This window comes from Rhodobacteraceae bacterium IMCC1335, from assembly GCA_039640495.1.
GTDB lineage: Bacteria > Pseudomonadota > Alphaproteobacteria > Rhodobacterales > Rhodobacteraceae > Thalassovivens.
The window spans coordinates 1,304,816-1,320,700 of sequence record CP046864.1 but is presented as its reverse complement, the minus strand read 5'-3'; the positions used below and the strand labels follow the sequence as shown (position 1 = coordinate 1,320,700).

Sequence of the window (15,885 nt, the reverse complement as noted above, 5' to 3'; positions counted from 1 at the left end):
TAAAAACAGCCCCGCAATACGCCCTGCAAGCCGCAGAATAGGGTCAAATTGATAGCTCTGACTTCTTTAGGTATCCTGCAAGCTGATAGTAACTTTTTTATCTAGTTCAGTATGATAGCGATGGTTATACTGACAGAACTCAAATTTGATCAGAGGCAAGCATGAGCAATCTTCTTTTGGCAAGCGCAGTTGGAATTGGGGGAACCGTGTTCATGGATCTATGGTCGGTTCTGTTAAATCGCGTCTTTGCGATTGCGCCCCCCAATTGGGGATTGGTTGGCAGATGGGTGTTCCACTTAAAACATGGCGTGGTTTTTCATTCAGATATTCAAATCGCGCAAGAAACGGCTGGTGAAACCCGCATCGGCTGGGCCTTCCATTATGGCGTGGGTATAATCTACGGCGTTGTTTTCATTGCTTTAATAGGAGCAGACTGGCTAAGGGACCCAAGCTTCCTGCCTGTTTGGGTGTTTTCTGTTGCCACAATCGCCGCAGGATGGTTTTTATTGCATCCCGGTTTGGGGCTTGGCATCGCCTTATCAAAAACCCCGAACCCGCATTTTGGGCGCGCGATGGGATTGCTTGGCCATAGCGTTTTTGGGCTCGGAATGTGGTGCACCGCGCTTCTGTTTTAGCGCATTCAAGAAGACGGGTCTGGCAGAAGTGAACGTATCTAAATTGCTAAGATATCTGCGCGTTACAACCTTAAAACGCATTTTAGCAACAGCCTAAACAGTGCTACGTTCGATCCTAAAACAAACTGCATGTGAGCTTTTGCAAAGTGGTTCTGCGGCCATCTTGAACATCTTTAAGCCTTAAAGATGGATCTCTTCACGCATCGCGCTAGATTGACAAAGAGTCCGAACTGACATGGTGCAATGATTAGTTCAAATAATAAAACATCTTTGCGTAACCGCGTAGCCGGCAAGGGGCCAAATAATTCACAGCAAAGATCAGGGCAAGACGCCCGAATTTGCGGCCATGCGATAAGCCGCTTTACCCTTATAGATGGAGTAAAACATGAAATTTGAGGGTGTTTATACCCCACTTGTCACCCCGTTCCACAAGGATTTCACGTTAAACAAACAGGCCATGCAAGCCAGCATCGACCTTTTGATCGACGCTGGCATTCATGGATTAATTGTGGCGGGCACGGAGGGTGAATATTATGCAATGTCGATGAAAGAACGCGTCTATTTGATGCGATTGGCAAAAGAAATGATTGCAGGGCGCGTGCCCATGATTATCGGCACCAGCGCGATACGTACCGAAGAGTGCATCGAATATGCCCGTCAAGCCAAGGTGCAGGCGGCAGATGCAGTTCTGGTCACAGCGCCGCCGATAGCGCTTCCAACGGGCCCTGAAATCGCAGCGCATGTTTTGGCCATTGAGCGCGCAGCCAGGTTACCGCTTATATTGCACAATGATCCGCAGCGACTATCGGTTAATCTGAATGAAAGCTGTCTTGCTCAAATTGTTGCATCCCATCATCCATGCGCGTTGATCGATAGCAGCGGCGATCCGGAGCATTTGCATACCACTGCGCGCGCGTATCCTCAAATCGACCTATCCTGCGGAAACAGTTCTGGCGCGCTTGAGTTTTTTGCTAGGGGCGGGCGCAGCTGGGTTTGCGCGGGTTCCAATTTTGCACCAGAGGCCCATATCGCGCTTTATCAGGCCTGCGTGATCGAAAGCGATTTTGTCAAAGGTCGGGCGATCATGTCGGCCATGCTGCCATTGATGCAGGCTTTTGAAACGCAAGGAAGGTTTGTGCAATCTGTCAAACATGGCGTGAACACGCGCGGGATCGATGCTGGCCCCCCGCGCAAGCCGCTTCATCCCTTAGCACAAGACGAAAAAGACCGGTTAGAAGCGATGATAGATACAATGAATAAATCAATTTCAAAAATCACAGGTCAGGCTGCGTGAGGGGCGTTATTGGGATCTATGTTAATGACATTTCATGGATGCCGATGTTCATATGTCGAAGAATCTGCGCCAATTGGTGCAGATCGATTCTTAAACCGAAAGGGTAATGGCCAGCCTTTGCGCGCCACGCGGTATTTGAACCACATGGGGAAATAAAAGAGCCTTTGACTGGTCTAAAAGCCAGCGCTTGCAGCAAACGTTAGATGCCCTTGAGCGGCTAGAAAAACGCTTGCAAACCGGTTTGGGCACGACCTAGGATCAACGCATGCACATCATGCGTGCCCTCATAGGTGTTCACCGTTTCCAGATTATTCATGTGGCGCATCACTTGATATTCATCCGAAATACCATTGCCACCATGCATATCCCGCGCAAGGCGTGCAATATCCAGCGCTTTGCCGCAATTGTTACGTTTGATCAAGCTGATCATCTCTGGCGCGGCTTCAGCTTGATCCAACAAACGCCCCACCCGCAGCGACGCTTGCAATCCTAAAGCGATTTCCGTTTGCATATCCGCCAGCTTTTTCTGAAACAATTGCGTCTGCGCAATTGGCCGGTGAAATTGTTTGCGGTCGAGGCCATATTGTCGGGCCGCATGCCAACAGAACTCAGCCGCGCCCATAACGCCCCAGCTGATGCCATAGCGCGCTCTGTTTAAGCAGCCAAAAGGCCCTTTCAATCCTGAAATATTGGGCAGCAAAGCATCTTCTGAGACTTCGACATTATCCAACACAATCTCGCCGGTGACTGAGGCCCGCAACGACAGTTTGCCATCAATTTTAGGAGCAGTCAGACCCGCCATCCCTTTTTCCAAAATGAACCCCCTGATGGCACCATCATGCGCATCTGATTTGGCCCACACCACGAAGACATCCGCGATCGGCGCATTCGAAATCCACATTTTAGATCCTGTCAGTCGATACCCATCCGCAGTTTTAATCGCCCGCGTTTTCATGCCTGCCGGATCCGACCCCGCATCTGCTTCGGTCAATCCAAAGCAGCCAATAAGGCGCCCTTCTGCCAAGCCAGGCAGATATTTGTTGCGTTGTTCCTCGGAACCATAGGCGTGAATCGGATACATCACCAGGCTTGACTGCACCGACATCATCGAACGATAGCCACTGTCAACGCGTTCAACTTCGCGGGCCACAACCCCGTAAGCCACATAGCCTGCGCCTAACCCGCCATATTCTTCAGGTACGGTTATTCCCAACAAGCCCAGCGCCCCCATTTCCCGAAAAATCTCTGGCTCAACAGTCGCATTTCGATAGGCGTTCAAAATTCGGGGCTGCAATTCATTCTGCGCAAAGCTTCGCACAGATTCTTGCAACATGCGTTCTTCCTCGGTCAACTGATCTGAAAAATTGAACGGATCTTGCCAATCGAAACTGCTTAGATTTGGCCGATCTTTCGCGCTGATCACGTCAGTTGCATCTTTCATATCGATATCCCCAAGGCTGCTTTTTTGAATTAGCACCAATATGACCTGAATATCAGAAAAGTTACAGCGCAATCGCGAATTTTTTTTTCATTAAATCCACCATCATTCAGGCGGAACCGCGGCTTTTATGTGCAGTTCAAACGCTCTGTCGCCCCCCCGGTCAAAATTGAAACAGTTTCAACCCAATGCGTATCCAGCACCGCGCACTGTGCGTAAAAGATCTCTACCGCCATTCTGGCACAAGGCCTTGCGAAGACGTCCTATATGAACATCAACCGTGCGCGTTTCGACATCGGTTTCACGCGACCAAACGCGATCAAGCAGCTGATCCCGGCTCCAAACGCGGCGCGGCTTTTCCATAAAAACACTGAGTAATCTAAATTCAGTCGGACCAAGTTTCAGCGGCTGGTTATCCCGAAACACTTCAAAGGTTTCAGCGTCCAAAACAATATCCTCAAATCGCAATTTTTGTCCCATCGCGGCGGCGCGCGTTCGACGTAACTGGCCGCGCACCCGCGCCATTAATTCAATCACCGAATAAGGTTTGATCATGTAATCATCTGCGCCGGTTTCCAAACCACGTACCTTATCAACTTCTTCTGAGCGCGCAGAGAGCATAATAATTGGGATTTCCCGCGTTTCCCGATTCAGTTTCAAACGACGGCACACTTCAATACCTGAGACCAATGGCATCATCCAATCCAACAAAATTATGTCGGGTGACGCTTCATCCACGACCAGAAGCGCTTCTTCACCATTCTCGGCGATCAACACCTCATAGCCTTCGGCTGCTAGATTATAGCACAAGATCTCACGCTGTGACGGCTCATCTTCCACAATCAAGATCGATGGTTTTACCATGCGGCGCGTCCAATTATTTTCTTAAGCTGATATCAGGGTCCAGCGATGTAAGATCGCCCTTTGGGCGCGGGTCGCTGGGAAGCTCGCCAGTTGCCAAAAAGACAACTTGTTCGCAAATTGAGGTCACATGATCGCCCATGCGTTCGATATTCTTAGCGATGAAATGCAAATGCATGCAGGCCGTGATATTGCGCGGATCTTCCATCATAAACGTTAAGAATTGCCGGAACATTCCGTTATACAGCTGGTCAACATCACGGTCTTTTAAAATCACCCGCTCTGCCAAATCCGGATCACGTTGAATATAAGCATCCAACGCATCTTTTAACATCAGCTCAACCTCGCGCCCCAAACGTCGCAAAGATGACCCCGCATTTTCTATCTCGGGCAGCTCCAATAGCACGCCTGTGCGCTTGGCCATATTTTTTGAATAATCGCCAATGCGTTCAAGGTTGCCACTGACTTTAATCACCGACAGGATCAACCTTAAATCGACCGCGTTAGGAGAGCGCAAAGCCAAAACCCGCGCAGCCTGCGCATTGATCGACGCTTCAAGCTGGTCAATCAATTTATCGCGCGCGATCAGCTCTTCTGCCAATGGATTATCACGGGTTTCAAATGAGCGGGTCGCATCTGCGATTGATGCCTCAACAAGCCCCCCCATTTTCATGATCAGGGCTTCTATTGTTTCTAGGTCTTTATCAAATCCGCTGACAATATGTTTTTCTACCATGGAAGCCTCCTTAGCCGATCCGGCCCGTGATGTAACTTTCGGTACGGGCATCTTTCGGATTTGTGAAAATCGCACTCGTATCGTCAAACTCGACCAAATTACCAAGGTGGAAAAAAGCAGTTTTTTGGCTAACTCGGGCCGCTTGCTGCATCGAATGGGTAACGATAATCACAGAGTAGTTTTGTTGTAACTCGCTGATCAATTCTTCGATTTGCGCGGTCGCGATGGGATCAAGCGCAGAACATGGCTCGTCCATCAGCAAAACTTCAGGCTCTGTGGCGATTGCGCGGGCAATGCATAAGCGCTGCTGCTGCCCGCCCGACAAGCCGGTTCCGGAGGTGTGCAGCCGGTCTTTCACCTCATCCCAAATGGCGCCGCGGCGCAGCGCCTTTTCAACAATTTTATCCAACTCTGCTTTATTCTGCGCCCGGCCATGTATGCGCGGGCCATAGGCAACATTGTCATAAATAGACTTTGGAAATGGGTTGGGCTTTTGAAACACCATGCCAATCTTGGCCCGCAGCATCACTGGATCTATTTGCGATATATCGTGATCGTCAAACATAATTCTTCCTTCAACACGACATCCCGAAATCGTATCGTTCATCCGGTTGAAACATCTTAAAAAAGTTGATTTTCCGCAGCCTGAGGGACCAATGAAGGCGGTTACCATTTTCTCAGAAATACGAATATTCACATCTCTAAGAGCCTCTTTATCACCATAAAGCACGCGCACATCTTGAGCGACTATTTTTGATTTATCAGACACGGTTTCTTCCATATTTGTATCAAGCATATCCTACCACCGTTTTTCAACGCGGCGGCGCAGGATTATCGCCAGAGCATTCATTGTTATCATAAAACATAATAAGACGATAATGGCACCCGAGGCGCGCTCAACAAAGGCTGGGTCACCTCTGACCGTCCAATTATATATTTGCACGGGCAGCGCCGTTGAGGGATCAAAAATACCATCGGGAGACAGCGATGGGTATTCGCGCACAAAAGCCACCATCCCGATCAACAGCAAAGGTGCGGTTTCCCCCAGCGCTTGAGCAAGGCCCAGAATAGTGCCTGTTAAAATACCAGGCGCTGCTGAGGGCAATACGTGATGAAACACCGCCTGAACGCGGGATGCGCCAAGCCCTAGCGCTGCAGATTTGATCGAGGGTGGCACCGCTTTGATCGCGGCGCGCGCGGCAATTATCACGGTTGGCAAAGTCATCAATGTCAGGCACAAACCTCCAACAATCGGGGCTGATTGAGGCAAATCCATAAAATTAATAAAAAGCGACAGCCCCAAAATCCCAAACACGATCGAGGGCACCGCCGCCAAGTTTGAAATATTTATTTCAATCAAATCGGTAAACCAATTTTTCGGAGCAAATTCCTCTAGGAAAACCGCTGTGCATACAGAAAGAGGCACGGCCAAAACAAAAACGATTATCACCATATAAAGCGAGCCAAGCAAGGCCACACCCAAGCCCGCTGCTTCTGGCCGCAAGTCAGAGGCGTCAGGCCAATATAAAAATTGCCCGTTGAACCGCGTCTTTAATAGACCCGCGGCTTTCATAGCATCTGCCAAAACCAGCTGATCTGGCGAAATCATAACATCAAGCGCGGCGGTTTCGAAAGTCACCCGCCCTTTGTAATACCCGTCAATCCGGCCATTGGCCAAAACTTCAAAGTCAAACGGTCGGTCAAGCAGAGATGGATCCTCTAACACTGCATCGCGCAACTGAGCAGGCGCCTCTTTTGAGATCATATTCTTAAGCTGCTTTTTATCCAATTTTGAAAAGTCGATCCCCGCATCTTTCAGGTTTTGCTGCAATTGATCCCGGATCACCTTTGAATAGCCGATCGTTGAGACTTTTTTCATCTTTTCAGGATCCCGCGTACCGGTTTTATCCAGTTTAGCAGCGGGCAAATCCATCTGCAGCTGAATGAAGGTTTGTTTGAAGGCCGGCAGACCCGCAGCCAAGACCGAGCTGAATAAGGCTAGCACGCACAGCAAACCCAGCGTTATCGCTGATAGGCCATATATCTTGAAGCGCATTTCTTTCGCGTGACGGGCTTTTAAATCCAAAACCTTAATCCCTATTCATATTCTTCACGGTATTTGCGCACGATATAAAGCGCCAATACATTCAAGCATAATGTGATCACAAACAGCGACAGCCCGAGTGCAAAGGCCACCAAGGTTTCTGGCGATTCAAATTCTGTATCACCTGTGAGCTGATTGACAATTTTGGCGGTGATTGTTGCCATGCCTTCCAGCGGGTTAAGGCTTAGCTTGGCCGCTGCACCCGCCCCTAAAACTACGATCATGGTTTCGCCAATTGCACGGCTGCTGGCCAAAAGGATCGCACCAATGATGCCAGGCAATGCGGCGGGAATAATCACTTTTTTCACCGTCTCTGACCGCGTAGCCCCAAGCCCGTAAGACGCATCGCGCAAGGATTGAGGCACCGCATTGATGATATCGTCAGATAGTGAACTGACAAAAGGAATAAGCATAATGCCCATCACCAAACCCGCCGCTAGAACAGAATCCGAATTTGACCCTAAGCCAAGTGGTTGCGTAAAGGAATCCCGCAACATCGGGCCCACCGTAAGCAAGGCAAACAATCCATAAACGATAGTGGGAATTCCAGCCAACAGCTCCAACAAAGGTTTGGTGATATCCCGAAAGCGTTGCGTGGCATATTCTGACAGGTAGATCGCCGCAAACAACCCAATCGGAACCGAAAAAGCCAACGCCACAAAAGAAATATATAACGTGCCCCAGAGAAGCGGCAAAACACCCAGCTCGGACCCATACCCTTCTACCTCACCAGAATGGAATTGTGGGCTCCAAACGGTGCCAAATAAAAAATCGGAAATCGGGTGCATTTGCGCAAAATGGAGGGTTTCGGACAGCAGCGACACGACAATCCCGACCGTGGTTAAAACCGCCACCACGGATGAGGCCGCCAGCACCGAGATAACACCAAATTCAACCCGCTCGCGCGCATTAAACTCGATTGAGACTTTATGCCAGGCGCGAAGGGCAAAACCCAATGCGATCAGGCTGGTTCCGATCAGCAACAACGTTGAAAACTGCATTTTCAAACGCAAAGCGTGAAGAACAAGCTCGAGATGAGCCACATCATAAGCCTCGCCCAAAAGCGGTAAAACCGTTTCAAGCCCACCGGACCAATATGAGATTACGGCCATCAGCAGGCCCATAAAGCCCTGCGGCGCCAAGCCGAGCAAACCGGCATTCAAGGAAGCGCGTATGCTTTCGCGCAGCAAGTGCAGATCGGCCGTGGTTTCAAATAAATCCGCGCCCAAAACCTTAATCGCAGAATTGAAAAAATAAAGTTCAAGCCCCCATATGAACGATAAAAAAAGCATGATTGGAATACTGACTTGCATCACGCCATACCAACCCCAATGGGTTGGGGAGGCACCCATAACTTGCCCTTTTATGCGCAAATTTAGAGACCGCGAACGACAAAGAAAAAACGTAGCGACACAGGCCAAAAAGAGAATGGGCAAAACAGAATTCATGTTTCAACCTTTAACAAAGCAGGAGCCGCCTCAATCTGAGGCACGCCCCCTTGAAACAGTCTCCTTGGATTATTCCAAAGGACCCATCGGAATGCGGTTTGCGACCATATCCTGGGTTTCAGCAAGCTGCGGATCGGACACCAAACCATATTCCGACAATGGCCCATCGGGGCCCGCTATGTCATCGCTTACAAAAAACTCAACAAACTCTTGAAGCCCTGGGATCGCATCTAAATGCGCAGTCTTAACGTAAAAATAAAGCGGGCGTGACACCGGATAGGCCCCGGTTGCAATGGTTTCCGTTGATGCCTCAACACCGTTAATTGTCGCCGCATAAATTGTATCGGTATTGTTCATCAAAAAGCTCAATCCAAACACGCCAATGCCGTTGGGATTCGAAGATAAACGCGCCAACGTTTCGGTGTAGTCCCCGTCAATATCTACGGAACGGCCATCGGTGCGCACTTTAAAGCATTCTTTTTCAGCTTTCTTTTTATCGTTTCCATTGGCCGCGAAGAAAGTCTCATAAAATCCGGCAGCTTTACATCCGGCAAGCATAACTTTCGTTTCAAACACTTCCCGCGTTCCATGTTTGGTGCCCGGAATGAACAACATGATCTCTCGATCAGGCATAGACGGATCTATTTCCGTCCAATTCTGAGCAACCGATTTATCGCTGGTCGCGAGATAAATCTGCATCGGCGTCAGATTTTCAAAACCCGTGGTTTCCAATCGGCTTGCAAACACAATGCCATCGTACCCGAAGCGCACTTCCATGATTTCGTTCACGCCATTCGCCGCGCAAGTGTCAATATCGCTTTGCTTGATCCGGCTTGAAGAATTGGCAATATCCGTTGTGTTTACGCCAACGCCTTCGCACAGCTTCTTACGCCCAGCGCCTGACCCCCCCGATTCAATCAAAGGTGTGGGAAAATCAAAGTTTTCTCCAAAGGCCTCGGCAACGATTGTGGCATAGGGCAGTACCGTTGATGAGCCTGCAGCGTGCACATTGTCGCGTGCAAAAGCAAAATTTGCAGATGTTGCACTTACAACCAAGGCGGAAATTGCTAGTTTAACAAAAGACATCGATCTCTCCTAAATGTGTCAGGTCCAGCCAGGTGCGTTTTGCACCTTGTTCGATTCTTGCTGTGCTACCTCTGTTTTGCGATGCTTTTGCGACAGTTTTGTAACAGCTATATGACGGCTTTATATTTTTACAAAAAATTTTCGCCAAACCCCAATTTTAAGAAGCTTGACCAAGCTTTGGAAAGCCTCGCACCGTCTAGATTGGCAAAATAATTTTAAATTCACTGCCTTTGCCAACAGCACTGTCAATTTTCAAAACCCCACGATGGCGGCTGACAATATGCTTTACAATTGCCAAACCCAAACCGGTTCCCCCCATTTCGCGGCTTCTATGGCTGTCAATACGGTAAAACCTTTCGGTCAAGCGCGGTATATCAAGCGCATCAATGCCGGGGCCCTTATCCACTACGTTTATAGCGATACCCTCGCATCCAAGACGGGTCTGATAGCTGATATCCGACAAGGTAACGCTTACCTCATTATTTGGCCCACCATATTTGATCGCATTTTCAATAAGGTTGATAAAAACTTGCCTCAACTGGTCTTTATCCCCAGCCATTTTGACCAAGCGATCCGCGTTGACCACGTGCAAGCGTACCCCTCGCGCTTCGGCAACGGGCGCCAATGTTGTTGCGGTTTCCTGCAGCAAGCGCGACACGTCAACCACCTCATTCGGGCGCATTCGTTCAACCGCCTCAACTTGTGACAGGGATAGCAGATCGGAGACCAAGCGGTTCATGCGCTGCGCTTCGCGCTCCATAATTTCAAGAAATCGCGCGCGCGCTGAGGCATCCGAGCGCGCTGACGTGTTCAGGGTTTCAATAAAGCCTAACAGCGCGGTGAGGGGTGTTTTCAACTCGTGGCTAACATTGGCAACAAAATCGCGCCGCATTTGGCTGACATGCTCTTTATCAGATTGGTCTTCAAAACATAGCAATGTCAGATTTTCGTCAATGGGCGCGCAGGACACTTTATAAAGCGCATCTTGAGTGCTTTCATTCACGACGAACTGGCTGATCTGCCTACGGCGCGTTGTCAATACAGCCTCTACCGCTTCGAGCAGAGCGGGCTGTCGCAGCACTGTAATATAGTGCCGATCCAACAACCCCTCCCCCAAGAGAGAAACCGCCTCTGCGTTCATCATCGAGACGCGCTGATTGGCATCTATAGCTAGCGTGGCAAGGGGTATGCCCTGCAGGATGGACGCAATATTTACCTCTGCCATCATGTCACCTTTTTGAACCCACATAAAACGGGATGCTTTGAACGCCTATATCGTTAAGCTATAGGATGATGATAAAAGCAATCCATCGCTCGCGGCTTTTTGAATGCCCGTGGAGGGCATAATTACACAGACGCAAGCGCATGTTCGAAGACATTCAGCAGGGCAATCTCATCTTCCAAACCAACCGAAACGCGAAAAAAACCCTCCGAAATGCCCAGCTCTTGCTGTTCAGGCCCCGTCAACACCCGATGCGATGAACTGACAGGATGGCTGAGCGTGGTGCCCACATCCCCCAATGTGGGGGCAAAGGCTATCGGATCGGCAGCTTTTGTAAAACGCTCAGCAGCTTCTCGTGTCTGATTGGCCAACTCAAAACTCACCATATTGCACCCGTTTTGCCCCAAAATGGTCTGTGCCCGGGTGAAATCAGGGTGGCTGGCTTGGCCTGGATACAGCACCCGCGCCACGGCTTTATGTTGCGCAAGCATCTTGGCCAAAGCGCTTGCTGTGGCTTGCGTTTTGTCAAAGCGCAAAGGAAAGGTCAGCAATCCCCTTTCGGCAAGCCAGCAATCAAATGGGCTGGCCGTCATCCCGGCGGTTACCGAGAATGTATAAATTTTGTCTCGTAAACCCAGATCTTTTGCGGCCACATAGCCCAGAGTGACATCGGAATGCCCCGCCAATAATTTTGTTACCGAATGGATCACAATATCCGCACCAAAGTCAAAAGGCCGGATGGCTTTTGGCGTGGTGAAGGTATTATCGACTGCCAGTATCACCTGCTTCTCTGCCGCCCAGGCGGCAATGCCAGTCAGATCAGCAACGCGCAAAGTCGGGTTTGACACCGCCTCAATCAAGATCATTTTCGTATTGGGGCGCCGCGCCGCTGCCACGCAATCCGCTTGCGTGGTATCAACTAAGCTGGTGTGAATCCCCAATCTGGGCAAATCCTCTTTCAAAAGGCGCAGCGAACGGCCATAAAGCTGGTCTGACCCGATGATATGATCACCCGCCTCGAGCACCCCCAAAAGGGCCGCGCTGACCGCAGCCATTCCAGACCCCAGCACAATTCCATGATGCGCGCCCTCTAGATCATCGATGAGGCGAGCCAGCGCCTCTGCGTTCGGATGCCCCTCGCGCGCATAGGTATACCCCTGCAGCCTTCCCTCATATTGAGCATCCAGCATATCGGGCCCCTCAGACGCGTACACAACCGATGGGGATAAAGGGGTAACCACAGGTCGGCTGGCACTGCTCGGCAGGCCAATAGGCCGCATCAAATTGCGAGGATGGTTTTTCATAAAATAACCTGCTCCTCCAACTGATCGCGAAACTGCGCTGCATTCTCTTGGTAATGCAGCGCGCTTGCCGCTAGACCTTGGATCTCTTTCGCGCTGAGCGCACGCACGACCCTTCCAGGACTGCCCACAACCAGTGATCCATCTGGAATGACTTTATTTTCTGTGATCAATGCCCCCGCCCCGATCAAACAGTTTTTTCCAATTTTTGCCCCATTTAAGACAATTGCGCCCATTCCAATCAGTGAGGTATCGGCAATTTCACATCCATGAAGGATCACCTTATGGCCAATTGTGCAATTTTCTCCAACCTGCAGCGGGTACCCAATATCAGTATGGATGACAACATTTTCTTGAATATTGCTGCCAGCCCCAATCTTGATCAATTCGTTGTCACCGCGCAAAGTTGTACCGAACCAAACCGATGTTTTGCGCTCGAGGATCACGTTCCCAATGACATTGGCATCTGGCGCGACCCAAGCAGAAGGATCAACTTGCGGTGTTTTGGCATTCAAACGATAAAGCGTCATAATCGATCCTCAAACTCACTGTTCAAGCGGCGCACTCGGTCAACCAAGCCAGGTTGTTGGGAAAGGCGCATACGCTCAGATGTGATGATGTTTTTCAAGTCTTGTTCTGTTTCATCAAGATCATCATTGATCAGAACGTAATCATATTCAGGCCAATGGCTGATTTCGTTGCGTGATTTTGCCATACGCCCGGCAATCACCTCTTCGCTGTCTTGCGCCCGCGCTCTCAGACGGCGTTCAAGCTCTTCTATGCTGGGTGGCAAGATGAAAATAGATAACACATGTTTGCCCAAACTGGAATTTCGCACCTGTTGACCGCCTTGCCAATCAACATCGAACAGCACATCTTTTCCCTCTATAATGGCTTCTTTCACGGGGCCATGCGGGCTTCCGTAAAAATTTCCAAACACCTCAGCATGCTCGAGCATTTCATCGTTTTCAACCAAATTTTCAAAGGTTTTTTGATCGATAAACATGTAATCCTGCCCATCAACTTCTCCGGCGCGCGGCGCCCGCGTGGTGGCCGAAATCGAAAATTGGATTTCAGGATCCCACTGGCGTAACCTGCGCGCCAGGGTCGATTTTCCTGCACCTGAGGGCGAGGATAAAATAATCAGCAAACCGCGCCGGTCTTCTTGGGTCATACTTTATTCCACATTCTGAATTTGTTCGCGCATCTGATCTGTTAAAACCTTCAACTCGAGCCCAAGATCTGTCAATTCTTTATAATTGGCCTTTGCGCACAGCGTATTGGTTTCTCGGTTAAACTCTTGCATCAAAAAATCTAATTTTCGGCCCTTTGCACCTTTTTGCTCGATCAATTTACGCGCCGAGGCAACATGTGCGTCAAGACGATCTAATTCCTCAGTAATATCACTCTTTATCGCAATCAGCGCCACTTCTTGGGCAACACGCTGAGGGTCAATTTCATTCTCGGCGCGAAAAATTTTATCAAGATTCTTTTGCAGTGATTTGGCAGCGGCCTCTTCACGCTGTGGAAGCAGAGTTTTAGCCTGCGCCAAAAGGCGTTCAAAATCCGCTAATTGCTTTGAAATAATTGTTTTTAAGGCTGTACCTTCTGCTGCGCGACTTGCCGCAAAGGCGCGCAGCATGGGCCGCAACGCCGCAAGAAGATCGGCGCCTTGTTCGCTTAATGGCTGTTGCCCTACCTCCGAAGATACCAGCACCCCGCCCAATGGCAAAATGTCAACCGCCCGAGAAGGCGCCAAGCTAAGACCGATATCCATCGCTTTTTGTTCGATACGTTCTAACGCATCTAAAATCGCCGCTAGGCTTTCTTCGCCAAGCTCTGCTTGATCTGCGGGTGACACATGGGCTTCTAGTTTCAGCGAAACAGAAATATGCCCCCGCGTCGCACAGGTTTGCAATTCAGTGCGCAAAATCTCTTCAAACCGCTCAATCCATTCGGGGATGCGGCATTTAATGTCTAGTCCACGGCCATTTACGCTTCTTATTTCGGCTCGCCAAACCACCCCATTTAAGCATCCAGTATCGGATGCAAAACCAGTCATTGAACAGATCAAAATGACCTCCTGTACCACTGAGATTGTGCTAAGCTATCCCCAGAGACAGATCAACCCACCACCAAGCATCGGCTGCCAGCAAATATCCGCCGGCACCGAGCGTTTTCAGCCTTAAGCTGAAAAACAGCGCCTCCCCCACCGTTTAAAAAGGTTCAGGCTGCTCACCCTCATTACCCGCCTAGCGCAGTTTCGCGTAAGCACATAAGACAATGTCGACAATAGCGTGCGTGCCGGCAGGGGCTATCCCATTGTTACGCAACGGCTGTTTTCGCGCGTCCCTGCCGGTGAGAAACCAATTCCTCGGCCACCAAAAACGCAAGCTCCAAAGACTGGCTGGCGTTTAGACGCGGATCGCAGGCGGTGTGATAGCGCGCCGATAGATCTTCATCGCTTACAGCGTATACGCCTCCAGTACACTCGGTTACATCTTGGCCTGTCATTTCAAAATGAACGCCGCCTGGAACTGTACCCTCTGCCGTGTGTACCGCAAAGAATTCTCGTACCTCCCGCAAAACACTGTCGAAGGGGCGCGTTTTATAACCGGTCGAGGATTTGATGGTATTTCCATGCATCGCATCGCAAGTCCAAAGCACATTGGCGCCTTCTTCCTGCACAGCCTTGATTAACCGCGGCAAATGATCACCCACAGCACCGGCGCCAAATCGTGAAATCAGCGTCAGGCGTCCAGCCTCATTGTCAGGATTGAGACGCGCCATCAAGACCTTAAGATCATCAGCGGTGGTGGTTGGTCCACATTTTAGCCCGATCGGATTTTGAACGCCGCGGCAAAATTCTACATGCGCCCCATCTGGCTGGCGGGTGCGATCGCCGATCCAAATCAGATGGCCCGATCCGGCCAGCCATTTTCCAGATGTTGAATCTAAGCGGGTTAAGGCTTCCTCATACTCCAGCAAAAGTGCTTCATGGCTCACATAAAAATCAACTGTCCGCAGTTCTTGAGAGCTATGAGAGGCGATACCTGCCGCGCTCATGAAGTCAAGCGCATCGCTGATACGGTTCGCCATGTTGCGGTACTCTGCAGCGCGCTCGCTTTCAGTAAAGCCCAGCGTCCAACTATGCACTTGATGCACATCCGCATAGCCACCTTTGGAAAACGCCCGCAACAGGTTCAGCGTCGCCGCAGATTGCGTGTAAGCTTGCGTCATTTTTAGAGGTTCCGGAATGCGTGCCTCAGGCGTAAAGGCCAGCTCATTGATAATATCGCCTCTGTAACTGGGCAGTTCCACGCCATCTTTGGTCTCGGTTGGGGCGGATCTGGGCTTGGCGAACTGGCCGGCCATGCGGCCCAATTTCACCACAGGTACTTTCGCGCCATAGGTCAGAATCATCGCCATTTGAAGCATCACTTTAAACGTGTCACGAATTCCATCCGCAGTGAATTGCTCAAAACTTTCTGCACAATCTCCGCCTTGCAATAAAAAGGCTTCCCCCCGTGACGCCGAGGCAAGCTGAGCTTTTAAATCACGGGCTTCGCCCGCAAAAACCAAAGGCGGATAATTTGACAGCTGTGCTTCTACTTTCTCCAAAGCTGCCGCATCGACATAATCGGGCATTTGCACGCGTGGAAGTTTGCGCCAATCAGATTTTTGCCACTCTGCCATATCTTGATCTCCGAACCACAGGATTGTTTCGCATTCCTATACTAAACCTGTCGCAAAAGAACCA

The 15,885-nt window shown here is 50.0% G+C and carries 15 protein-coding genes; 2 read left to right on the top strand and 13 right to left on the bottom strand.

Annotated features, from left to right (window positions below; translation table 11 throughout):
* Positions 1 to 161 precede the first annotated feature (161 nt).
* Both GN241_06300 and GN241_06295 read left to right on the top strand, forming a co-directional pair.
* Entirely contained in the window at positions 162 to 635 is a 474-nt protein-coding gene (locus GN241_06300; GenBank protein ID XAT57011.1) for a DUF2938 family protein, read from the top strand.
* A gap of 385 nt (positions 636 to 1,020) precedes the next feature.
* The gene (locus GN241_06295; GenBank protein XAT57010.1) at positions 1,021 to 1,929 is read left to right on the top strand and encodes a dihydrodipicolinate synthase family protein; all 909 of its coding nucleotides are present in this window, start codon (positions 1,021 to 1,023) and stop codon (positions 1,927 to 1,929) included.
* Between the two features lie 217 nt (positions 1,930 to 2,146).
* On the opposite strand, the gene GN241_06290 is transcribed toward GN241_06295, so the two are convergent.
* The 13 genes from GN241_06290 to GN241_06230 all read right to left on the bottom strand — a co-directional run bounded on the left by GN241_06290 (position 2,147) and on the right by GN241_06230 (position 15,821).
* A complete protein-coding gene (locus tag GN241_06290; GenBank protein XAT57009.1) occupies positions 2,147 to 3,370 on the bottom strand; it encodes an acyl-CoA dehydrogenase in 1,224 nt (407 codons plus the stop codon).
* Between the two features lie 177 nt (positions 3,371 to 3,547).
* Positions 3,548 to 4,231, bottom strand: coding sequence for a phosphate regulon transcriptional regulatory protein PhoB (gene phoB / locus GN241_06285; protein XAT57008.1), 684 nt, complete (start codon positions 4,229 to 4,231; stop codon positions 3,548 to 3,550).
* A gap of 13 nt (positions 4,232 to 4,244) precedes the next feature.
* Positions 4,245 to 4,964 (bottom strand): phosphate signaling complex protein PhoU, encoded by a 720-nt coding sequence (gene phoU / locus GN241_06280; protein ID XAT57007.1) that lies wholly within the window; start codon positions 4,962 to 4,964, stop codon positions 4,245 to 4,247.
* A gap of 10 nt (positions 4,965 to 4,974) precedes the next feature.
* Positions 4,975 to 5,760 (bottom strand): phosphate ABC transporter ATP-binding protein, encoded by a 786-nt coding sequence (locus GN241_06275; protein XAT57006.1) that lies wholly within the window; start codon positions 5,758 to 5,760, stop codon positions 4,975 to 4,977.
* A gap of 3 nt (positions 5,761 to 5,763) precedes the next feature.
* Positions 5,764 to 7,059, bottom strand: coding sequence for a phosphate ABC transporter permease PstA (gene pstA, locus GN241_06270; protein XAT57005.1), 1,296 nt, complete (start codon positions 7,057 to 7,059; stop codon positions 5,764 to 5,766).
* Positions 7,060 to 7,061: 2 nt separating this feature from the next.
* On the bottom strand, positions 7,062 to 8,192 hold the full coding sequence (gene pstC / locus GN241_06265) for a phosphate ABC transporter permease subunit PstC (protein ID XAT59196.1): 1,131 nt from the start codon (positions 8,190 to 8,192) through the stop codon (positions 7,062 to 7,064).
* Positions 8,193 to 8,585: 393 nt separating this feature from the next.
* Positions 8,586 to 9,602, bottom strand: a complete 1,017-nt coding sequence (locus GN241_06260; GenBank protein XAT57004.1) for a phosphonate ABC transporter substrate-binding protein — start codon at positions 9,600 to 9,602, stop codon at positions 8,586 to 8,588.
* Positions 9,603 to 9,798: 196 nt separating this feature from the next.
* Positions 9,799 to 10,827, bottom strand: a complete 1,029-nt coding sequence (locus tag GN241_06255; GenBank protein ID XAT57003.1) for a two-component sensor histidine kinase — start codon at positions 10,825 to 10,827, stop codon at positions 9,799 to 9,801.
* 122 nt (positions 10,828 to 10,949) lie between these two features.
* Entirely contained in the window at positions 10,950 to 12,128 is a 1,179-nt protein-coding gene (locus tag GN241_06250; GenBank protein XAT57002.1) for a cystathionine gamma-synthase, read from the bottom strand.
* A complete protein-coding gene (locus GN241_06245) occupies positions 12,125 to 12,655 on the bottom strand; it encodes a gamma carbonic anhydrase family protein (protein XAT57001.1) in 531 nt (176 codons plus the stop codon). Before GN241_06245 ends, GN241_06250 begins: the two co-directional genes overlap by 4 nt.
* The gene (locus GN241_06240) at positions 12,652 to 13,299 is read right to left on the bottom strand and encodes a guanylate kinase (protein XAT57000.1); all 648 of its coding nucleotides are present in this window, start codon (positions 13,297 to 13,299) and stop codon (positions 12,652 to 12,654) included. Before GN241_06240 ends, GN241_06245 begins: the two co-directional genes overlap by 4 nt.
* 3 nt (positions 13,300 to 13,302) lie before the next feature.
* The gene (locus tag GN241_06235; protein ID XAT56999.1) at positions 13,303 to 14,199 is read right to left on the bottom strand and encodes a YicC family protein; all 897 of its coding nucleotides are present in this window, start codon (positions 14,197 to 14,199) and stop codon (positions 13,303 to 13,305) included.
* 251 nt (positions 14,200 to 14,450) lie between these two features.
* Positions 14,451 to 15,821: a 3-deoxy-7-phosphoheptulonate synthase class II gene (locus tag GN241_06230; protein XAT56998.1), complete on the bottom strand. Its 1,371-nt coding sequence runs from the start codon at positions 15,819 to 15,821 to the stop codon at positions 14,451 to 14,453.
* Between the last annotated feature and the right edge of the window lie 64 nt (positions 15,822 to 15,885).